Raw genomic sequence first — 17,997 nt, 5'->3', positions numbered from 1 at the left:
CCTGTCAAACAGAAGTTCGCGTGGCCTCGCCGCGGCAGCTAAGAAGAAGCAGATCTGCGCGCACAATTTCACATTAGCACGGTGCGTAGGATGAAGGGGAAACCGTGTCAGCGGTCCGTTACGAAAGGAAGTTTGCCTTGGTTCATTCCGGCATTGCCCTGACCCACGTTGATCCCGCGGTCCGTCCGCAGGATGATCTATTCCGGCACGTTAACGGGAAATGGCTCTCGGAGACAGTCATCCGGGCGGACCGGCCGTTGGAAGGGTCGTTCACCGCCCTGCGGGATGCATCGGAAGCCGCTGTGCGCGAGATCGTCGAAGAGTCGGCAACCAGCCCTGGCCCGCAGTCACCGGCTGGCAAGATCGGCCTGCTCTATTCAGGATTTATGGATACGAAGACGATCGAATCGAAGAAGTTCGCACCGGTCCAGCCGCAACTCGACGCTATCGACGCCGTTTCGGACCGGGACGCGCTGCTGGCGCTGCTGCCGGAGTTCACCCGCAACGGGGCAGCCTTCCCGCTGGCGTTCTTTGTCAATAACGACGCCGGAGATCCCACCCGCTATCTCGTCTACCTCTATCAGTCGGGACTGGGACTGCCGGACGAGGCCTATTACCGCGACGAGGATTTTGCCGACATCCGGACCGCTTACCACGCCTACGCCGTCCGGCTGCTGCAACTGGCCGGATTCGATTCCGGCGAAGCGGACGCCGCGATCTCGCTCGAGCACAAGCTGGCGGCCGGGCACATGGACAAGGTCTCCTGCCGTGATCCGCAAAAGACGTACAACCTCCGCACTGTAGGCGAGCTCTCCGAAGCCTTGCCCTGGGTCCGGTCGTGGCTTGCCGGCCTGGGCGCGGAGGGCAAGGACGTGAGCGAAGTCGTGGTGTGCCAGCCGGATTTCGTGAAGACGCTTGGCAGCTTGCTCGAAGATGAGCCCTTGGAAGTCTGGAAATCCTGGTTCCGGCTGCAGGCGCTGACCGCGGCGGCACCCTACCTGCACGCGGAGGCGGTTGACACCCACTTCAGTTTTTACGGCAAGACGCTGAGCGGCATTCCGGAACTGAAAGAACGCTGGAGGCGGGGCGTGGCGTTCGTGGAAGGCGCTTTGGGAGAAGCTATCGGCCGCGAATACGTGGACCGGCATTTCCCACCGGCACACAAGCAGCGGATGGAGGAACTGGTCGCCAATCTGATCGAGGCGTACCGGCAGAGCATCACCTCCCTGTCCTGGCTCAGTGCAGAGACGATTGAGCGCGCGCTGGAAAAGCTTGCGGCCTTCCGGACGAAAATCGGCTACCCAACCAAATGGATCGACTACTCCGGTTTCGCCGCCGGTTATGATGTGTGGCAGAACGTGCTGGAGGCGAATGCTTTCGAGGTCCGCCGCAACCTGGCGAAACTGGAAGGCCCGATTGACGCCGAGGAGTGGCACATGACTCCGCAGACGGTCAATGCTTACTACATGCCGACGATGAATGAGATCGTGTTCCCCGCGGCCATCCTCCAGCCGCCGTTCTTCGATGCGGATGCAGACATGGCGGCGAACTACGGGGCCATCGGCGCCGTCATCGGCCACGAAATCGGTCACGGGTTCGACGACATGGGTTCGCAGTACGACGGCACGGGCGCGCTGCGCAACTGGTGGACAGACGGCGACCGGGAAGCATTTGAGCAGCTCACCTCCCGCCTGGTGGACCAATTCTCGGTCCTGAGCCCGGAAGAAGCCCCCGGCAATACCGTCAACGGCGAACTGACACTGGGCGAAAACATCGGCGATCTCGGTGGTCTGATCATTGCGTTCAAGGCGTACCGGCTGAGCCTTAACGGGGAGCCGGCGCCCGAGATTGACGGTCTCTCCGGCGACCAGAGGTTCTTCTATTCGTGGGCCGAATGCTGGCGCCAGAAGATCAGGACCGAAGAATCGGTACGGCGGTTGACCATCGATCCGCACTCACCGAACGAATTCCGCTGCAACCAGATCGTGCGCAACATGGACGAGTTCCATGACGCCTTCTCGGTTAGCGAGGGCGACGAACTATGGCTCGCTCCATCGGAGCGCGTACGGATCTGGTGACCGCTCTGGCCCCATAAATGCTGTGGGACCTGCCTTTCCGGCAGGTCCCACAGCATTTAACGTGCGTTGGTGCAGTAGCGGCTTGCACCTGGATCTAGAAGCCGCCGGCACCCTGACAAGTAACCTGGTCTGCGGTCTGCCCGGTGAAGTTACCGCTCACTCCCCCGGTCGGATCCAGCTTCTCACCGGTGGTGAAGTCCTTCCCGACAGAAACCGTGACGCCGTAACGGGTTTCGGACGACAGGACGTTGGCCTTGGGCACGTTCAGCTCTTCCGCAAGGGCACGCGCAACGTCCTCGAAGCCGGCTGAATAGAAGATCTGGGTGGCAGGGCTGGTGCTCTCGGCCCCAGCCACGGTTTCCGCCGGAGCGCTGAGCAGATACCCCAGCAACTGCAGCTGTTCAGCGACCTCCTCGCTGCGGCCTTCGGCACCGGATCCGTTGACGACCTGCACCGGCTGCACCGATGGGTCGAAGGAGAGCGTCTCTTCCGGTTCAGGCTCGGCCGTCTCCTCCGGAGCTTCGGTGGGGGAAGCGGGAGGTTCAGGCTCGGAACCAGCGGTCACGTCGCGGTCGTTCCTCAGAATTTCGAACAGCTTCTGCCCTTCTACATCGTCCATGACCAGACGGTTCGGATTCGGCTCATACAGCGACGTGGGCAGCGAGACAAAGGCTACCTTGCCCAGGTCGACATTCTTGAGGCGATCGGCCAAAGCCAGCAGCTTGGTGATTTCGGTCAGGCCTTCGTCGACCGTGAGGTTCCTTGCCACCGCATCGGCGATATTGTAGAGCCGGGGTACGTTCGTGAGCGTGCCCTCGGACATGATCTTGCGGGCCATCGAGGCCAGGAAGCTCTGCTGCGCGCGAATGCGGCCGCGGTCTCCGCCGTCTCCGAACGCGTGGCGCGTCCGCAGGAACGCCAGCGCCTGCTCGCCCTGCACTGAACTGACGCCGGCGGGCAGCACCAGGTTGGAATAGGTGTCGTTAATCGGCTCATTAACGCAGACTTCGACGCCGCCGATGACTTCGGAGAGCTCCTTGACCGCATTGAAGTCCGCCATCATGAAGTGGTCGACTTCCATCCCGGTCAGCTCATTGACGGCCGCGACCGTGCACCCGGGACCGCCGTAGCTCAAGGCGGTGTTCAACTGGGCGAACTCCTGTGCGGGATATACCTCCCCGGTTTGGGGATCCTCGCAGGTGGGAATATCGGTCAGCAAGTCCCGCGGCAGGCTGACCACGGTCACCCGCTCCCGGTCCGCGGAAAGGTTCATCAGCATCATGACATCGGAGTTACCTTTGCCGTCTGACGAGGGATCCTTGCCGTATGCGCCGCCCGTATTGTCGCGGGAATCGGTGCCGAGAATGAGGATCTGGACCGGGTCGGTGCTCAGATCCACCGGCAGGCCGGTTGCACCGGTGCCCAGGTTAAGCGGCTCGGCGGTGAGGCTCGCGCGCAGGCCCATGACTTTGACAACGACGACGCCGATTCCTGCGATCAAAGCGCAGGCCAGGACCACCGCAACGATTTTCAGCCAACCCATGCGCTTGGAGGAGCGCAGATGCCGGGCGGTGTCGCGCCGGGGCTGGGGGGCTTGTCCCCCACGCACAGGCTGACCCGGTGCACCGCTATCTTGGAACAGTGGATCATCACTGGAACTGCCGCGACGACCCACGGATGTTCCCCCTCACTACGGTTAAGTCAATAGATTGCTACATATTTTACGGGCAGACGCGGTGAAAAGTTCCCGTGGACTGCTAGAAGCCGAGCCGGACCAGCTGTTTCGGGTCCCGTTGCCAGTCCTTGGCAATTTTCACATGAAGATCAAGGTATACCCGCGTACCCAGCAGTGCCTCGATGCCACGCCGTGCCTTGGTGCCGACATCGCGAAGCCGCGCGCCACCCTTGCCGATGATAATGGCTTTCTGGCTTGAGCGTTCGACGAAGAGATTGACCCGGACGTCCAGCAATGGACTGTCCTCACTGCGTCCCTCGCGCGGAACGATCTCTTCCACCACCACGGCCAAAGAGTGCGGCAGCTCGTCCCGGACGCCCTCCAAAGCAGCCTCGCGGATCAGCTCGGCTACCATCACCGCCTCCGGCTCATCAGTCAACTCACCGCTGGGATACAGCGGCGGAGACAGCGGCATGCGCGAAATCAACACATCGGTAACCGTGTCGACCTGGAAGCCGTCGGCTGCCGAGACGGGAACGACATCGGCAAAACCATCCGGAAAGACCTCGGCGCCCAGTGCAGTGACGGCCAGCAGCTGCTCCGCCAGCGCAGCCCGGTCCACCAGATCGGTCTTGGTGACCAGCGCGATGACCGGCTTGTTCGCCAACGCGGCCAGCTGGTTGGCGATAAAGCGGTCCCCGGGACCGATTTTCTCGTTTGCGGGGAGGCAGAAGCCGATCGCGTCTACCTCAGAGAGCGTGTCGGCGACCAGATCGTTCAGGCGCTGTCCCAGGAGCGTCCGCGGCCGGTGCAGCCCCGGCGTATCCACCAGCACCAGTTGGGCATCCTCGCGGTGTACGATGCCGCGGATAGTGTGCCGGGTGGTCTGCGGCTTGGACGAGGTGATGGCCACCTTCTGCCCCACCAACGCGTTGGTCAGTGTCGACTTGCCGGCGTTCGGCCGCCCCACGAGCGAGACAAACCCGGCACGGTAGTTCTCCGGCCAGCCTTCGGTTGCCATGGCAACAACTTTGCCTTTGTTTGGACTCATCGTTCTGTCTCCGATTCCGCACCTGCGGGTGCCTGGCTGGCGGCAGCGGCGCCGTTGTCGGCAGCCACTGAATTCTCTTGGTCTGTGGGCGGCTGGAACCATACAAGGACATGCGAGACGCGGTTCCGCCTGCCCTCAAGCCTTTCGGCATACAGGTGGAGACCATCGATCTCCACCTGGCTGCCGACGATGGGGACCCGTCCCAGGGTTTTGGCCAGCAATCCGCCGACCGTGTCGACTTCCTCGTCGTCCAGATCCAGATCGAAGAGTTCGCCGACGTCGTCAATGCTGGTGCGTGCGCTGATCAAGTATCGTCCGTCCGGCTGCGGCTCGATTTCGGGACTCTCGGAATCATACTCGTCGACAATTTCGCCAACGATTTCCTCAATCAAGTCTTCCAAAGTGACCAGACCTGCAGTGCCCCCGTATTCGTCGATGACGATAGCCACATGGGTAGACTCACGCTGCAGCTCCTTGAGCAGGTCGCTGACCGCTTTGGACTCCGGCACATACCGTACATCACGGGAAGCCTCATCAACCATGGTCGTCGTCGCCGTTCCGGGCCTCGAATGGAGCCGCGCGGCTACATCCTTCAAATAGAGGATACCGCGCACTTGATCCGCATTCTCGCCGATGACCGGGATGCGTGAATAACCCGAACGCAGGAACAGGGACATCGCCTGCTGCAGGGTCGAGCCGGAATCGATAGTGAGCATGTCGGTGCGCGGCACCATCACGGCGCGCACCTTGGTATCGCCCAGCTCGAAGACCGAGTGGATGAGTTCCGCTTCCGCGTCTTCGATCATTTCCGCCTCGCTGGCACGGTCCACAAGGTCGCGGAACTCCTCCTCAGAGAAGAAAGCGGCATCTGCCCGCGGGGCATTCGGCGCGATTGCGCTGCCCAGGCGCACGAGCCAGCCGGGTACCGGGCCGAGAATTCCGCACAGGAAGCGTATGGCGGGAGCCGTTGCCTTAACCACGGCGGGAGCGTGGATGCGGCCGAACTGGCGTGGCGAAACGCCAACCAGCACGAAGCCCACCGCCGCCATGGTCACCGTGGCGAGCAGTCCCGCCAGCCAGATGTTATCCAGCAGGTCATGGAAAAGCAGGGCGACCGCAACGGCGCCCGCCATTTCAAACCAGACACGCCAGAACCGCAGGGCGTGCATGTGGGCTACCGGCGCTTGGAGCACCATCGCCAACGTACGTACGCGCCCGCTGGCCAGAAGCTGTTCGGCTTCCTGCCGCGGTAGGTAGGTAAACGCTGCCTCAGCGGCGGTAAGTACTGCCGCGAAGAGCGTGAAGGCCAGCGCCATGCCGGCCAGGGACCCAATGATCAACGCGTGGTCTCCGTGGGCGCTTCCTTGCCCAGGAACGCAGCGAGCAGTTGGCGTTGGAGGGAGAACATTTCCTGCTCCTCTTCCGGCTCGGCGTGGTCGTAGCCGAGCAGGTGCAGAAGGCCGTGCGTGGCCAGCAGCAGCATCTCGTCGCCAATGCTGTGGCCAGCCTTTTTGGCCTGCTCATCCGCGACTTGCGGGCAGATGACAATGTCGCCAAGGACCCCGGCGGGACTGGGCTGCGCCGCTGTGCCCGGCCGTAGTTCGTCCATGGGAAAGGAGAGCACATCCGTGGGCCCCGGTTCGTCCATCCACTCAATGTGGAGCCGTTCCATGGCGTCCGTGTCGACCAGGATGATGGAGAGTTCGGCTTCCGGGTGCACATAGAGGCTTTCGAGCACATAGCGGCCGAGGCGGGCCAGGCCGGCTTCGTCGGCGTCGTACTCTGTCTCGTTGTTGACTTCGATGGCCACGTGCTAGCTCTCCTGTTCCGTCCGCCGCCGCCGGGCTGTAGAGGGCTTCCGGCGTTCGTCGTCCCAACGGCCGTACGCGGTGACGATGTCGCTGACCAGCCGGTGCCGGACCACGTCCGAAGCCTCCAGCATGGAGAAATTGACGTCATCCACACCCTGCAGGATCTCACTGACGATCTTGAGTCCGGAGCTCGTGCCGCCCGGAAGGTCGATCTGCGTGACGTCGCCCGTCACTACCATTTTCGAGCCGAAGCCCAGCCGGGTCAGGAACATCTTCATCTGTTCCGGGGTGGTGTTCTGCGCTTCATCCAGAATGATGAACGCATCGTTGAGGGTCCGGCCGCGCATATATGCCAAAGGGGCGACCTCAATGGTGCCCGCTGCCATCAACCGTGGAATGGAATCCGGATCCATCATGTCGTGCAGTGCGTCATAGAGCGGACGCAGGTAGGGGTCGATCTTGTCACTGAGCGTGCCGGGCAGGAAGCCGAGCCGCTCCCCCGCTTCAACGGCCGGACGCGTCAGGATGATCCGGTTGACTTCCTTGTGCTGCAGGGCCTGGACGGCTTTGGCCATGGCCAGATATGTCTTGCCCGTTCCCGCCGGGCCGATGCCGAAGACAACGGTGTTGTTGTCGATGGCGTCCACGTAGTTCTTCTGATTCAGCGTCTTCGGGCGGATGGTCCGTCCGCGCGAAGAAAGAATGTTCAGCGTCAGCACTTCGGCCGGCCTGGCAACTGATTGCTCGCTGAGCATGCGCAGCAACTGTGCAACTACCTGCGGCGACACACGCGTGTCATTGGCAGCCAGGGTGCGGATTTCCTCCAGCAGGCGCTCCGTGCGGTCGACGGCAGCAGGCGGGCCGGAGATGGAGAGTTCGTTGCCGCGTACATGCAGATTCACGTCGCTGAACTCGGATTCTATGAGCCGGAGCACCTCATCCTGGGCTCCGAGTGCCTTGACCATATGTTCCGACGATTCAAAGTGGATGGAACGGTTACTGGATCCGAGCGGATCCACATCCAGACGTGTTTCCGACATAAAGCGGCCGGCAGGCCTTCCATCTCCCCTTAGCTAGTACGACTGTTGTGTGGGATTGCTGTACATCTCAATGCTACGGCAACGGCCGGATGTCGTTCCCGAAATCCATGCATGACCGGTAGATATCGATCCTGTCTCAATCGTGCATCAGTCCGGTTGAGAGACGGCCCAACCGCGCGTCTGGACGCCGGCAGTATGCCAAGCTGGTTTTTCAGGTACCAGAAGGTGCCGCCATCAGACTTCCGTTCGCGTACAGGACGCCGCCATGAGTTGAGGAGGAATCCGGTCATTTCCAGAGAGCAACACCACCGGCCGCACCATACAGCCCCGCGCCGATTCCGCGCGTGGCTGGCAGTGTTGACCCTTGGCTCCATGGTCATGATTGGTTGCATGCCTTCCGGTAACGGTCCGAACGGCCAAACTTCCATGCCGGCGGGCAGCGGCCAGCCGAGCATCCAGAGCAGTCCCCTGGTGACCAGTGCTCCGGTGGAAACATTGCAAAGTACTGCTTTGTCCCCGGTCTACTGGCTGGGCACTAATGCCGACACCGTGTTCCTCTACCGCGAGTTCCGCGAAGCGGAGGATCTTGGTGATCCGATCACTAGTGCAATCAGCGCGGTCACCAAGCTGCAGCCGCTGGACCCGGACTACTTCAATCCTTGGCAGCCTGCGTCAAAAGTCGGAGCCTCCATCACCAACGGATCCGTCATTACGCTGGACATCTCCTCCGACGCTTTTAAGGCCGATGTGGATGCCGGGATTGCGGAACGTGCAGTGCAGCAGTTGGTCTACACCGCCACCGCGGCAGCTGCCAATGCCGGTTTGAGTACCGCGGAAAACCCGCTCGACGTCGTGATCCTGGTTGACGGGCATTCCGGCTACAAGGCATTCGGTCATGTGGAGCTCGGCGAGCCGATGTCCCGCGACGCCAATCTCAGTGCACCGATCTGGATCATTGATCCACAGCATGGAGCTTCCGCTGAAGGACGGGTGGAGGTCTACGGGCGCGGTGTAGCCTTTGAATCCCAATTGTCCTGGCGCATTTCGCGGCTGGAGTCGGCGGAAGACACCGGTGAAGGAACCATCCTCGAAGAGGGTACGGTGCAGGTTGACTCAGCTGCGGGTGAAACCGGTGAGTTCCGGTTCAGCCAGGAGCTCGATCCTGGCACATACCGGGTTACGGTCTTCCACGAGGACACGAGCGGCCGTACCGAGGAGCCTCAGAATGCTGACAGCAAGGTTTTCACGGTCAGGTAAGCGGGCCAGACGGCGTTCAGTTCCAGCGGCCCAGCCGCTCGCTGAGCAGCGCGACGGCGGCCGGCCCGGCAGTTGAGGACCTGAGCACATGCGGGGCCAGGATCACCAGCACCGCCCCCGCCTGACGCATCTGCTCGACCTCGCGGGGACTCATGCCGCCCTCGGGCCCGACGATCATGAGAATGCTCTGCTCCAGGTCTGCTTCCGATTCCAATCCGCTTCTCTGGACCGCTTCTGCCAGCGACAGCCGCGCGTCCTCGTGGAGGATCAGCGCCAACCTGCTCTCGCCGATACGTCCACAGAGCGATTTCAAATCAACCAGCGGCGCGACGTCAGGAACTGTGGCGCGGCGCGCTTGCTTCGCGGCGGACCGGACAGTCGATTCCCACTTCGCCATCCCCTTGGCAGCCTTGGCGTCGCGCCAGCGGACAATACTCCGTTCGGCCTGCCAGGGAACTACCTCGTCCACACCCAATTCCGTGGCAGCTTCGATCGCAAGTTCATCACGGTCGCCCTTGGCCAACGCCTGGACGAGCGTAAGCCGGAAGGGTGCCGCGGGTTCCGGGGCAACTGTCTCGACGGAGACGGTCAGGCTCTCCGTACCCGTCGAGACGACCGTTCCGGAAAGCCGCATGCCCCGTCCGTCCACGACGTCCACGCTCTCGCCGGGGCTCAGACGCTTAACCGCGACAGCATGCCTGGCCTCGGCACCGGTCAGGACGAATTCCTCACCGGATGCCACCTCCGCCAGTGCTCCAGGTTCGGTGAAGAAAACGGGATTGGTCACTGTTAGAGATTGCCGAGCTTGTCCCGCAGCCGGGCAAAAACGCCGCTGCCGCTGCCCGCAAGCTTGCCCTCGGTGAACTGCTCGTCGCGCGACGCCGCCAGCTGGCGCAGCAGTTCCTCTTGCTCGGAATCGAGTCGGGTGGGCGTTTCCACGTGCACATGGACCTTCAGATCGCCGCGGCCGTAGCCCCGCAGATGCGTCACCCCAAGCCCCTTGAGGGTGATGACCTCGCCCGCCTGGGTACCAGGCTTGATGTTCAGCGACTGCGTCCCGTCGAACGTGTCCATGTCCACATCCGTACCGAGGGCCGCAGCCGTCATGGGTACCGCCATCGTCACATGGAGGTCGTCGCCCTCACGGATGAAATTCTTATCCGGGGCAACACGGATCTCGACGTAGAGGTCGCCCTGGGGGCCGCCTGCCGTACCTGATTCACCCTGCCCGGCCAGCTGGATCCGGGTGCCCGTTCCGACACCTGCCGGAATTTTGATGGTCAGCGAGCGGCGGCTGCGGATGCGCCCCTCCCCATTACATTCGTTGCACGGGTCGGGAATGATCGTGCCGAAGCCTTGGCAGCTTCCGCAGGGAGCGGCGGTCATGACCTGCCCCAAGATGGAGCGGACGGCACGCTGTACCTGGCCCGAACCGCCGCAGATGTCGCAGGTCCGCGGGCTCGTGCCGGGACGGCAGCAGCTGCCGTCGCACGTGGGGCAAACGACGGCGGTGTCCACTTCGATCTTCTTGTTGACGCCGAACACGGCATCTTTGAGATCGATGCGGACATTGATCAGTGCGTCCTGTCCGCGGCGCGTGCGCGAAGGCGGTCCGGCAGTGCCCTGCCCACCGAAGAAGGTTTCGAAAATATCCTGGAAGGCGAACCCAGCACCCGAATAGCCGCCGCCGAAGCCGCTGTCCGTGCCGTTCTCATTGCCTGTGGTGTCATATACCCGCCGCTTCTGCGGGTCCGACAGCACCTCGTACGCATGGCTGACCTGCTTGAACTGTTCCGCAGCCTCCGGCCCGGTGTTCACATCAGGGTGGAGCTTGCGAGCCAGTTTCCGATAGGCCTTCTTGATTTCCTCAGCAGTGGCATCGCGGCTGACACCGAGTACGTCGTAGTGGTTGCTCACCTTGTATTACTTCTCTTCCTGGGAATCGGTTGCGGACAGCGGCTCCCGCTGCCCATGTTGCTGCTTGTTGGCCGGCTGCCTATCCGGCAAGGATGCGTGACAAATAACGGGCTACGGCGCGCACGGCGGCCATAGTAGTTGGATAATCCATCCGGGTTGGACCGAGGATGCCCAGCTTGGCTGAAGAACCCGGACCATAGCCTGTTGCGACCACGGATGTTTCCACCAACGAACCGTACGGGTTCTCATGTCCAATGCGTACGGAAATCCCGCGGGCGTCCTGCTGCATCTCCGACAGCAGGCGAAGCAGGACCACCTGTTCCTCGAGCGCCTCGAGGATGGGTCCGATACTCAACGGGAAATCCATGGGGGAACGGGCCAAGTTGGCCGTGCCGGCCATGAGGATACGTTCCTCTTGTGTGGCTGCAGCAAGATTTTCCAAGGCCGCTGAAAGCGGTGGCACGATAGCCTCCGTGCCGGGTCTGACGTCTTTCAACCCGTTCCGCAGCAGCCCGCCCACCGAATCGAGGGGGTGCCCGGCCAATTCGGAGAGATAGGCCGATCGGAGATCGGATAATTCTTCATCGGTGACGGGATCAGGCAGGGAAATGACCCTCTGCTCAACTTTCCCGTTGTCGGCAATCAAGACAACGAGGACCTGTTGCGGTGCGAGCAGGACAAACTCGATGTGCCTGGTGCAAGCACGCCCCAGCCGCGGATACTGGATCACGGCTACCTGATTGGTCAGCTGGGATAACAACCTCACGGTGCGATCCATGACATCATCCAGGTCGCCCGCGCTCTCGAGTAGGGCTTGGATGGCACGGCGTTCTGCGGAGGAGAGCGGTTTCACATCCGAAATCCGGTCGACGAAGAGCCGGTAGCCCTTGTCCGTTGGAATGCGGCCAGCGCTAGTGTGCGGAGCGACAATCAGGCCTTCTTCTTCCAGAGCAGCCATGTCGTTGCGGATTGTTGCCGAGGAAACACCTAAATGGTGGCGGTCAACCAGTGCTTTGGACCCCACGGGTTCGCGCGAATGCACGTAGTCTTCCACGATAGCGCGCAGCACCTCGAGCCGACGGCCTTCGCTCACTGGGCACCTCCTGATTTCGTACGGCTGCAGTAGACATGCCGGTTAGCACTCAACACGTCCAAGTGCTAAGTCTAATACCTTTGGCACGTTGTTAGCATTGTCAGGCTGCCATGCACCTATCGGCGGCTCCGCTGATCGCCAGCAGCTACCCGATAGCTGCGTGACCGAAGGACTACAACCGATGAGCAGCTACGGCTGGGGACCACAGGATCTATCCGCTCCGAAGTCGCGTCAGCTTCGCAAGGTCGGGGCCGAACCCGGACTGGTACTGGAGGACGTCGAAAGCGGCTGGGTAGGTGCGGTGGTGCGCGTGGAGAAGTCCGGCGGGGTCCACTTGGTGTCGCTGGAGGACCGGCGGGGAAAGAAACGTTCCTTCCCCCTGGGCTTCGGCTTTCTGCTGGAAGGTGAACCCGTGGAGGTAGTTCCTGCCATGGCCGCTGCCGCCGTCGCACGTCCGCAGCGGACGGCCTCAGGATCAGTCAGAGTAGAAGGACTGCGCGCGCAGGTGGCCAAGGCCAGCCGGATCTGGGTCGAAGGCAAGCACGATGCCGAACTCGTCGAGAAGGTGTGGGGCCACGATCTTCGGGTCGAAGGCATAGTCGTCGAGCCGCTCCACGGCGTCGATGACCTGGCTTCGGCGGTTACGGCGTTCAGTCCGGGGCCGCAGCGAAAACTGGGCATTCTGGTAGACCACCTGCTGCCCGACACCAAGGAGTGGCGTATTGCCCAGGCCGCCATGGCAGTTCCATCGGCACGCAACAACGTGCTGATTGTCGGCCACCCGTATGTGGATGTCTGGCAGGCCATTAAGCCGGCCGTCATCGGGCTGGAAAAATGGCCGGTGGTTCCGCGCGGAACCGATTGGAAAACCGGAATCCTCGCCGGCCTCGGGTGGCCCAACAAAACCCAGATCGACATCGCGGACGGGTGGAAGCGCTTGCTTGGCAGCGTCAACTCCTACGCGGACCTGGAACCGTCCCTGCTGGGACGCGTTGAAGAAGTCATCGATTTCCTCACCGCCTGAGGAATGCGCATGGCGGCAACCCCATTCTGCGCCGGAAGATTGACCCCAGTCCGGTGTTTACCGGTCATTGCGGCTAATCTTAGTTTCGTAGGTAAATAGCCATTAGAACGAAAACGAATTCTCCTGAGGTAGGTCCTGTGTCAGACAACCCCGCGCGCAAGAAGCAACCGGATCGTCAACCGGCTCCCCGGACGCAGTATGAAAGCGCCTCTTCCTCAGCCCTGCCGCTGACGCCGTCCGAAGACCGTCAGTGGGCCACTCTGGCTCATTTCGGCGGCATCCTAGGCTGCTTTCCTTCGCTGGTGATCTACCTGATCTTCAAGGACCGCGGCCCCTTCACGGCCCAAGAGTCGAAGGAAGCCCTGAACTTCACACTTCCGCCAACGATCGTTGCTGTTATTGCCAACATCCTGATTCTGGTGCCTGTGATCAGCGGCTTCTTTGCCGTCATTGCAGCCGCAATCTGGGTCTTCCTCACGGTGTTCTCCGTGATGGCAGGCATCGCAGTCAACCGCGGCCGCCCCTACCGCTACTCGTTGAATCTGCGCCTGCTCCACTAGGCAGGCAGTCGGCGCCCGGAAAGGGCTAATCCACTGTGTGCCTGTCAGTCTTCCAGCAGGCGGCGGACCACGGCGTCGGCAAGAAGCCTGCCCTGCAAGGTGAGCCGGACGGTGCCGGCGAAAGCCGCCGGTCCGTCCACTAGCCCGTCTGCGATCAGACCGGCTACCGCTTTCCGTCCCTGCGGGCCCAATTCCTGTGTCCGCAAACCGTCGATGATGCGGGTCTGAAGCATCACATGTTCCAGTTTGCGGGTCGAGGCGTCAAGGGTTTCCCGACCCGCCGCCGGAGAGACTCCCGTTGACAGACGTTGGCCGTAGGCGGCCGGATGCTTCACGTTCCACCAGCGGACGCCGCCCATGTGGGAGTGGGCCCCGGGGCCTGCACCCCACCAGTCATCACCACGCCAGTAAGAAAGATTGTGACGGCAACGGTCGGCTTCGGTGCGGGCCCAGTTGCTGACCTCGTACCAGCCAAAGCCGGCGGCAGCCAGCCGCGCCTCGGCGAGTTCATACTTGGTGGCGTGGTCGTCGTCGTCAATTCCCGGTACTTCGCCGCGGCGGATCTGGGCAGCGAGCTTGGTGCCCTCCTCCACGATCAGCGCATAGGCCGAAATATGATCCGGTTCGCAGTCGATGGCGGCATCCAAGCTGGCTTCCCAGTCCGCAACCGACTCCCCCGGAGTGCCGTAGATCAAGTCCAGGCTGACGTGCAGCCCGGCCTCGCGTGCCCAGCGCACCGCCTGCGGAACGCGTTCCGGATCATGGGTACGGTCAAGCACCTTGAGTACGTGGGGCACTGCCGACTGCATCCCGAAGGAAACACGGGTAAACCCGGCCGCCGCAAGCGTCTGCAGCGATTCGGGCGTGACGGAGTCCGGATTGGCCTCCGTAGTGACTTCGGCCCCCGGTGCCAGACCCCATAGTTCGGTGGCACGGGCCAGAATGGCCGCCAGATCCGACGCCGGCAACAAGGTGGGAGTACCGCCGCCGAAAAAGACCGTCGACAGTGGGCGCCGGGGCAGCCCGGATGCTGGCAACACCATGGCCGCCAAATTGAGTTCGGCGTTGAGCGTACCGGCGTATTCGTCCTGCGACGCACCCGACCCGAGCTCCTTGGCCGTGTAGGTATTGAAGTCGCAGTAACCGCAACGCACCGAGCAGAACGGAATGTGGACGTAGAGACAGAAGTCCCGGTCCTGGGCGCCGGCAGCGGCCTGCGGCGGCAGCAAGCCATCGGCCGGTGCCGGGTCTCCCAGCGGCAGGATGCTAGGCACAGGTGACCGCCGTCGTCGTCGTCATTTTAGTCACTTCGGTTTTACTTCTTGCTCTTGTCTTTCGATTCGTCGGACGACAGCGCTGCGATGAAGGCTTCCTGTGGAACTTCCACCCGGCCGACCATTTTCATGCGCTTCTTGCCTTCCTTCTGCTTCTCCAGCAGCTTGCGCTTACGGCTGATGTCGCCGCCGTAGCACTTGGCCAGCACGTCCTTGCGGATGGCGCGGATATTCTCGCGGGCGATGATGCGCGAGCCGATGGCTGCCTGGATGGGCACCTCGAACTGCTGGCGAGGGATGAGCTCGCGCAGTTTGCCCGTCATCATCACGCCGTAGCTGTAGGCCTTGTCCTTGTGGGTGATGGCGCTGAACGCGTCCACCTGTTCGCCCTGCAGCAGGATGTCCACCTTGACCAGGTCCGCGACCTGGTCGCCGTCGGCCTTCCAGTCGAGGGAGGCGTAGCCGCGGGTCTTGGACTTGAGCAGGTCGAAGAAATCGAAGACGATTTCGGCCAACGGCAGCCGGTAGCGAAGCTCCACCCGGTCTTCCGACAGGTAGTCCATGCCCTTCATGTCGCCGCGGCGGCCCTGGCAGAGCTCCATGATGGCGCCCACAAACTCATTGGGAGCCAGGATGGTAGCCGAAACCATCGGCTCCCGGACTTCGGAGACTTTACCGTCCGGATATTCGCTGGGGTTGGTGACCGTAATGACCTTCTTGTCTTCGAGGGTCACCTCATAAACCACGTTGGGCGCGGTGGAAATCAGGTCCAGATTGAAGTCGCGCTCCAGGCGTTCACGCGTGATTTCCAGGTGGAGCAGGCCGAGGAAGCCCACGCGGAAGCCGAAGCCGAGAGCGGCTGAGGTTTCCGGTTCGTAAATCAGCGCGGCGTCGTTGAGCTTGAGCTTGTCCAGTGCGTCGCGGAGCACGGGATAATCTGCTCCGTCGATCGGGTAGAGACCGGAGAAGACCATCGGTTTCGGATCCGCGTAACCGCCGAGGGACTCCGGGGCAGGGTTGTTCAGGGTGGTGACCGTGTCGCCGACCTTGGACTGGCGCACGTCCTTCACGCCGGTGATCAGGTAGCCGACTTCGCCAACGCCCAAGCCCTTGGACGGTACCGGCTCAGGAGAGCTGACACCGATTTCCAGCAGCTCGTGGCTGGCCCTGGTGGACATCATCTGGATGCGTTCGCGGGGCTTGAGTTCACCGTCGACCACCCGGACGTAGGTCACGACGCCGCGGTAGGTGTCATAGACCGAATCGAAGATCATGGCACGGGCGGGGGCATCGGCATTGCCGACCGGGGCGGGGAGGTCGCGGACAATTTTGTCCAGCAGGGCCTCTACTCCCATGCCGGTTTTACCGGAGACCTTCAGCACATCCTCGGGATCGCCACCGATCAGGTTGGCAAGCTCCGCTGCATACTTCTCGGGCTGCGCCGCGGGCAGGTCGATCTTGTTCAGCACCGGGATGATGGTCAGGTCGTTCTCCATCGCCAGATACAGGTTCGCCAGCGTCTGGGCTTCAATGCCCTGCGCCGCGTCGACGAGCAGAACAGCGCCCTCGCAGGCAGCCAGGGACCGGGACACCTCATAGGTGAAGTCCACGTGGCCAGGTGTGTCAATCATGTTCAGCGCGTAGGTCTTGCCGTCGAGTTCCCACGGCAGACGGACGGCCTGGGACTTGATGGTGATACCGCGTTCGCGCTCGATGTCCATCCGGTCCAGGTACTGGGCCTTCATGTCCCGCTGCTCAACTACGCCGGTTAACTGCAGCATCCGGTCCGCCAGGGTGGACTTCCCGTGGTCGATATGGGCGATGATGCAGAAGTTCCTGATGATCGCCGGATCTGTGGCGGCAGGCACCGGTGCGGTGCGGGCCATGGGTGACACAGCGGTTTCCTAACTCTCTAACGGGGCTTCGATGATGGCTCTTCGATAGATACCAAGTTAACAGTCTCCCATGAGATGCCCCTTGTTTCTTCCCGGCAAGTACGGATTCGGCGGGTAGTTTTGGTGCATGGCTTTCAACGTGAACACTATTAGCCGGCTGCTCCGCGGTGCCGCAAAAGTCTTCCGGGCGGTCAACCGCACGTCAACATCCCAGCCCCCGGCTGCAGGCCGAGGGCGGGCGCCTTACAGCCGGCCGGGCCGCGCAACGGAACGCGGCCGGGGAGGACTGAGCGTGCCTTACCCCGGCGACTTCCGCGGCAGGGCTTCCGTGACCTACTCCCCCAGTCCAGACGGCGAACCGGATCCTGGGGAAATCGTCTGGACCTGGGTTCCTTACGAAGAGGACCACAGCAAGGGCAAAGACCGGCCGGTGCTGCTGATAGGTCGTAACGGCCAATGGCTGCTGGCATTGATGATGACCAGCAAGGACCGGAACAACGGAACAAGCAGCCATGAGGACTATGTAGACATAGGGTATGGATCCTGGGACTCCCGCGGACGGCCCAGCGAGGTGAAGCTCGACCGTGTACTGCAGTTGGACCCGCGGGATATCCGGCGCGAGGGAGCCGTCTTGGGCGAACGTGAGTTTTCCCAGGTGGCGGCAGCGCTGAGACAGACGCGCGGCTGGAATTAGTGTTTGGCGCGCCGCCTCCCCCCGCGGACGCAGCCCCGGGCGCTTTTCTGCTAACATTTATAGCTGTGTGTCCGCGCAGGTCGACGGGCACCTCAGGCCGGCTGCCATTACGGTATCCCCACGCCGCTCAGTCAATGGCCGGTCTGACTGCCCTCACCGACCAGTCCGCAACAAAGAGAGTTTATACGTGGCTAATATCAAGTCCCAGAAGAAGCGCATCCTGACCAACGAGAAGGCCCGCCAGCGCAATATCGCTGTCCGGTCCGAGCTGAAGACTGCTATCCGCGCAGTCGGCAGCGCCGTTGAGTCCTCCGACAAGGACGGTGCAACCGCTGCTCTGGCTACGGCCAGCCGCAAGCTGGACAAGGCTGTCAGCAAGGGCGTTATTCACAAGAACAACGCTGCTAACCGCAAGTCCGCTATTTCCAAGAAGGTCAACGCCCTCTAGGAAGCAGCTCCAAAGCTCACCGGCATTAACCGCCGATGCCATGAAGGCCCCCGCCGATTCGGCGGGGGCCTTCAGCGTTAACGATGGCTTATAGGCAAAAAAGTGTGTATGACCCGGGCGTGTTTCATGGCCTGCCTGCCCATCCGGAGCGGATCCAGAGTCCTTCTTCGGCGACTAGGG

The 17,997-nt window shown here is 62.2% G+C and carries 16 protein-coding genes; 6 read left to right on the top strand and 10 right to left on the bottom strand.

Features of this window, described 5'->3' with window-relative positions:
- Window positions 1-137 precede the first annotated feature (137 nt).
- Window positions 138-2,078 carry a M13 family metallopeptidase gene (locus AC5RWO_RS19940; RefSeq protein WP_498733464.1) on the top strand — a complete coding sequence of 647 codons (1,941 nt, stop codon included), beginning with the start codon at window positions 138-140 and terminating at the stop codon, window positions 2,076-2,078.
- Window positions 2,079-2,172: 94 nt separating this feature from the next.
- Here the strand turns inward: AC5RWO_RS19940 and AC5RWO_RS19935 are convergent, their stop codons facing one another.
- The 5 genes from AC5RWO_RS19935 to AC5RWO_RS19915 all read right to left on the bottom strand — a co-directional run bounded on the left by AC5RWO_RS19935 (window position 2,173) and on the right by AC5RWO_RS19915 (window position 7,655).
- A complete protein-coding gene (locus AC5RWO_RS19935; RefSeq protein ID WP_498733462.1) occupies window positions 2,173-3,621 on the bottom strand; it encodes an LCP family protein in 1,449 nt (482 codons plus the stop codon).
- 214 nt (window positions 3,622-3,835) lie between these two features.
- A complete protein-coding gene (era, locus tag AC5RWO_RS19930) occupies window positions 3,836-4,804 on the bottom strand; it encodes a GTPase Era (protein WP_498733460.1) in 969 nt (322 codons plus the stop codon).
- The gene (locus AC5RWO_RS19925) at window positions 4,801-6,120 is read right to left on the bottom strand and encodes a hemolysin family protein (protein ID WP_498733573.1); all 1,320 of its coding nucleotides are present in this window, start codon (window positions 6,118-6,120) and stop codon (window positions 4,801-4,803) included. Before AC5RWO_RS19925 ends, era begins: the two co-directional genes overlap by 4 nt.
- 20 nt (window positions 6,121-6,140) lie before the next feature.
- A complete protein-coding gene (gene ybeY, locus AC5RWO_RS19920) occupies window positions 6,141-6,614 on the bottom strand; it encodes an rRNA maturation RNase YbeY (protein ID WP_498733458.1) in 474 nt (157 codons plus the stop codon).
- 3 nt (window positions 6,615-6,617) lie between these two features.
- Window positions 6,618-7,655, bottom strand: coding sequence for a PhoH family protein (locus AC5RWO_RS19915; protein ID WP_139003488.1), 1,038 nt, complete (start codon window positions 7,653-7,655; stop codon window positions 6,618-6,620).
- A gap of 390 nt (window positions 7,656-8,045) precedes the next feature.
- On the opposite strand from AC5RWO_RS19915, the gene AC5RWO_RS19910 reads away from it, so the two are divergent.
- Window positions 8,046-8,912: a Gmad2 immunoglobulin-like domain-containing protein gene (locus tag AC5RWO_RS19910; protein ID WP_498733456.1), complete on the top strand. Its 867-nt coding sequence runs from the start codon at window positions 8,046-8,048 to the stop codon at window positions 8,910-8,912.
- A 16-nt stretch (window positions 8,913-8,928) separates the two neighbouring features.
- Here AC5RWO_RS19910 and AC5RWO_RS19905 read toward each other — a convergent pair whose 3' ends face one another.
- From AC5RWO_RS19905 to hrcA, 3 genes are all read right to left on the bottom strand, one after another.
- On the bottom strand, window positions 8,929-9,699 hold the full coding sequence (locus tag AC5RWO_RS19905; protein ID WP_498733454.1) for a 16S rRNA (uracil(1498)-N(3))-methyltransferase: 771 nt from the start codon (window positions 9,697-9,699) through the stop codon (window positions 8,929-8,931).
- A 2-nt stretch (window positions 9,700-9,701) separates the two neighbouring features.
- Window positions 9,702-10,829 (bottom strand): molecular chaperone DnaJ, encoded by a 1,128-nt coding sequence (gene dnaJ, locus AC5RWO_RS19900; protein WP_498733452.1) that lies wholly within the window; start codon window positions 10,827-10,829, stop codon window positions 9,702-9,704.
- Between the two features lie 79 nt (window positions 10,830-10,908).
- Complete coding sequence (gene hrcA / locus AC5RWO_RS19895; RefSeq protein ID WP_498733450.1) at window positions 10,909-11,922, bottom strand: heat-inducible transcriptional repressor HrcA; 1,014 nt, start codon at window positions 11,920-11,922, stop codon at window positions 10,909-10,911.
- Between the two features lie 181 nt (window positions 11,923-12,103).
- Between hrcA and AC5RWO_RS19890 the strand changes: the two genes are divergently transcribed.
- Together AC5RWO_RS19890 and AC5RWO_RS19885 are read left to right on the top strand one after the other, a co-directional pair.
- Window positions 12,104-12,946 carry a DUF3097 domain-containing protein gene (locus tag AC5RWO_RS19890; protein WP_498733448.1) on the top strand — a complete coding sequence of 281 codons (843 nt, stop codon included), beginning with the start codon at window positions 12,104-12,106 and terminating at the stop codon, window positions 12,944-12,946.
- A gap of 137 nt (window positions 12,947-13,083) precedes the next feature.
- Window positions 13,084-13,506 carry a DUF4870 domain-containing protein gene (locus AC5RWO_RS19885; RefSeq protein ID WP_074702298.1) on the top strand — a complete coding sequence of 141 codons (423 nt, stop codon included), beginning with the start codon at window positions 13,084-13,086 and terminating at the stop codon, window positions 13,504-13,506.
- Between the two features lie 44 nt (window positions 13,507-13,550).
- Here the strand turns inward: AC5RWO_RS19885 and hemW are convergent, their stop codons facing one another.
- Both hemW and lepA read right to left on the bottom strand, forming a co-directional pair.
- Window positions 13,551-14,780 carry a radical SAM family heme chaperone HemW gene (hemW, locus tag AC5RWO_RS19880; RefSeq protein ID WP_498733446.1) on the bottom strand — a complete coding sequence of 410 codons (1,230 nt, stop codon included), beginning with the start codon at window positions 14,778-14,780 and terminating at the stop codon, window positions 13,551-13,553.
- Between the two features lie 41 nt (window positions 14,781-14,821).
- Window positions 14,822-16,675 (bottom strand): translation elongation factor 4, encoded by a 1,854-nt coding sequence (gene lepA / locus AC5RWO_RS19875; RefSeq protein ID WP_498733444.1) that lies wholly within the window; start codon window positions 16,673-16,675, stop codon window positions 14,822-14,824.
- Between the two features lie 292 nt (window positions 16,676-16,967).
- On the opposite strand from lepA, the gene AC5RWO_RS19870 reads away from it, so the two are divergent.
- Both AC5RWO_RS19870 and rpsT read left to right on the top strand, forming a co-directional pair.
- Window positions 16,968-17,369: a type II toxin-antitoxin system PemK/MazF family toxin gene (locus tag AC5RWO_RS19870; RefSeq protein ID WP_498733442.1), complete on the top strand. Its 402-nt coding sequence runs from the start codon at window positions 16,968-16,970 to the stop codon at window positions 17,367-17,369.
- Between the two features lie 187 nt (window positions 17,370-17,556).
- Window positions 17,557-17,817 (top strand): 30S ribosomal protein S20, encoded by a 261-nt coding sequence (gene rpsT, locus AC5RWO_RS19865; protein WP_139003478.1) that lies wholly within the window; start codon window positions 17,557-17,559, stop codon window positions 17,815-17,817.
- The last annotated feature ends 180 nt before the right edge of the window (window positions 17,818-17,997 follow it).

Source organism: Arthrobacter sp. B055-34 (assembly GCF_059090425.1).
The sequence above is the reverse complement of the archived record's forward strand: the minus strand, read 5'-3'. Positions and strand labels throughout refer to the sequence as shown.

What these genes read in the sequence shown, in the direction of transcription:
- AC5RWO_RS19915 (WP_139003488.1), bottom strand. Translation starts at nt 7,655, where the DNA reads ATGTCGGAAACACGTCTGGATGTGGATCCGCTCGGATCCAGTAACCGT.
- AC5RWO_RS19890 (WP_498733448.1), top strand. Translation starts at nt 12,104, where the DNA reads ATGAGCAGCTACGGCTGGGGACCACAGGATCTATCCGCTCCGAAGTCG.
- AC5RWO_RS19925 (WP_498733573.1), bottom strand. Translation starts at nt 6,120, where the DNA reads ATGGCGCTGGCCTTCACGCTCTTCGCGGCAGTACTTACCGCCGCTGAG.
- era (WP_498733460.1), bottom strand. Translation starts at nt 4,804, where the DNA reads ATGAGTCCAAACAAAGGCAAAGTTGTTGCCATGGCAACCGAAGGCTGG.
- AC5RWO_RS19935 (WP_498733462.1), bottom strand. Translation starts at nt 3,621, where the DNA reads ATGGGTTGGCTGAAAATCGTTGCGGTGGTCCTGGCCTGCGCTTTGATC.
- AC5RWO_RS19910 (WP_498733456.1), top strand. Translation starts at nt 8,046, where the DNA reads ATGCCTTCCGGTAACGGTCCGAACGGCCAAACTTCCATGCCGGCGGGC.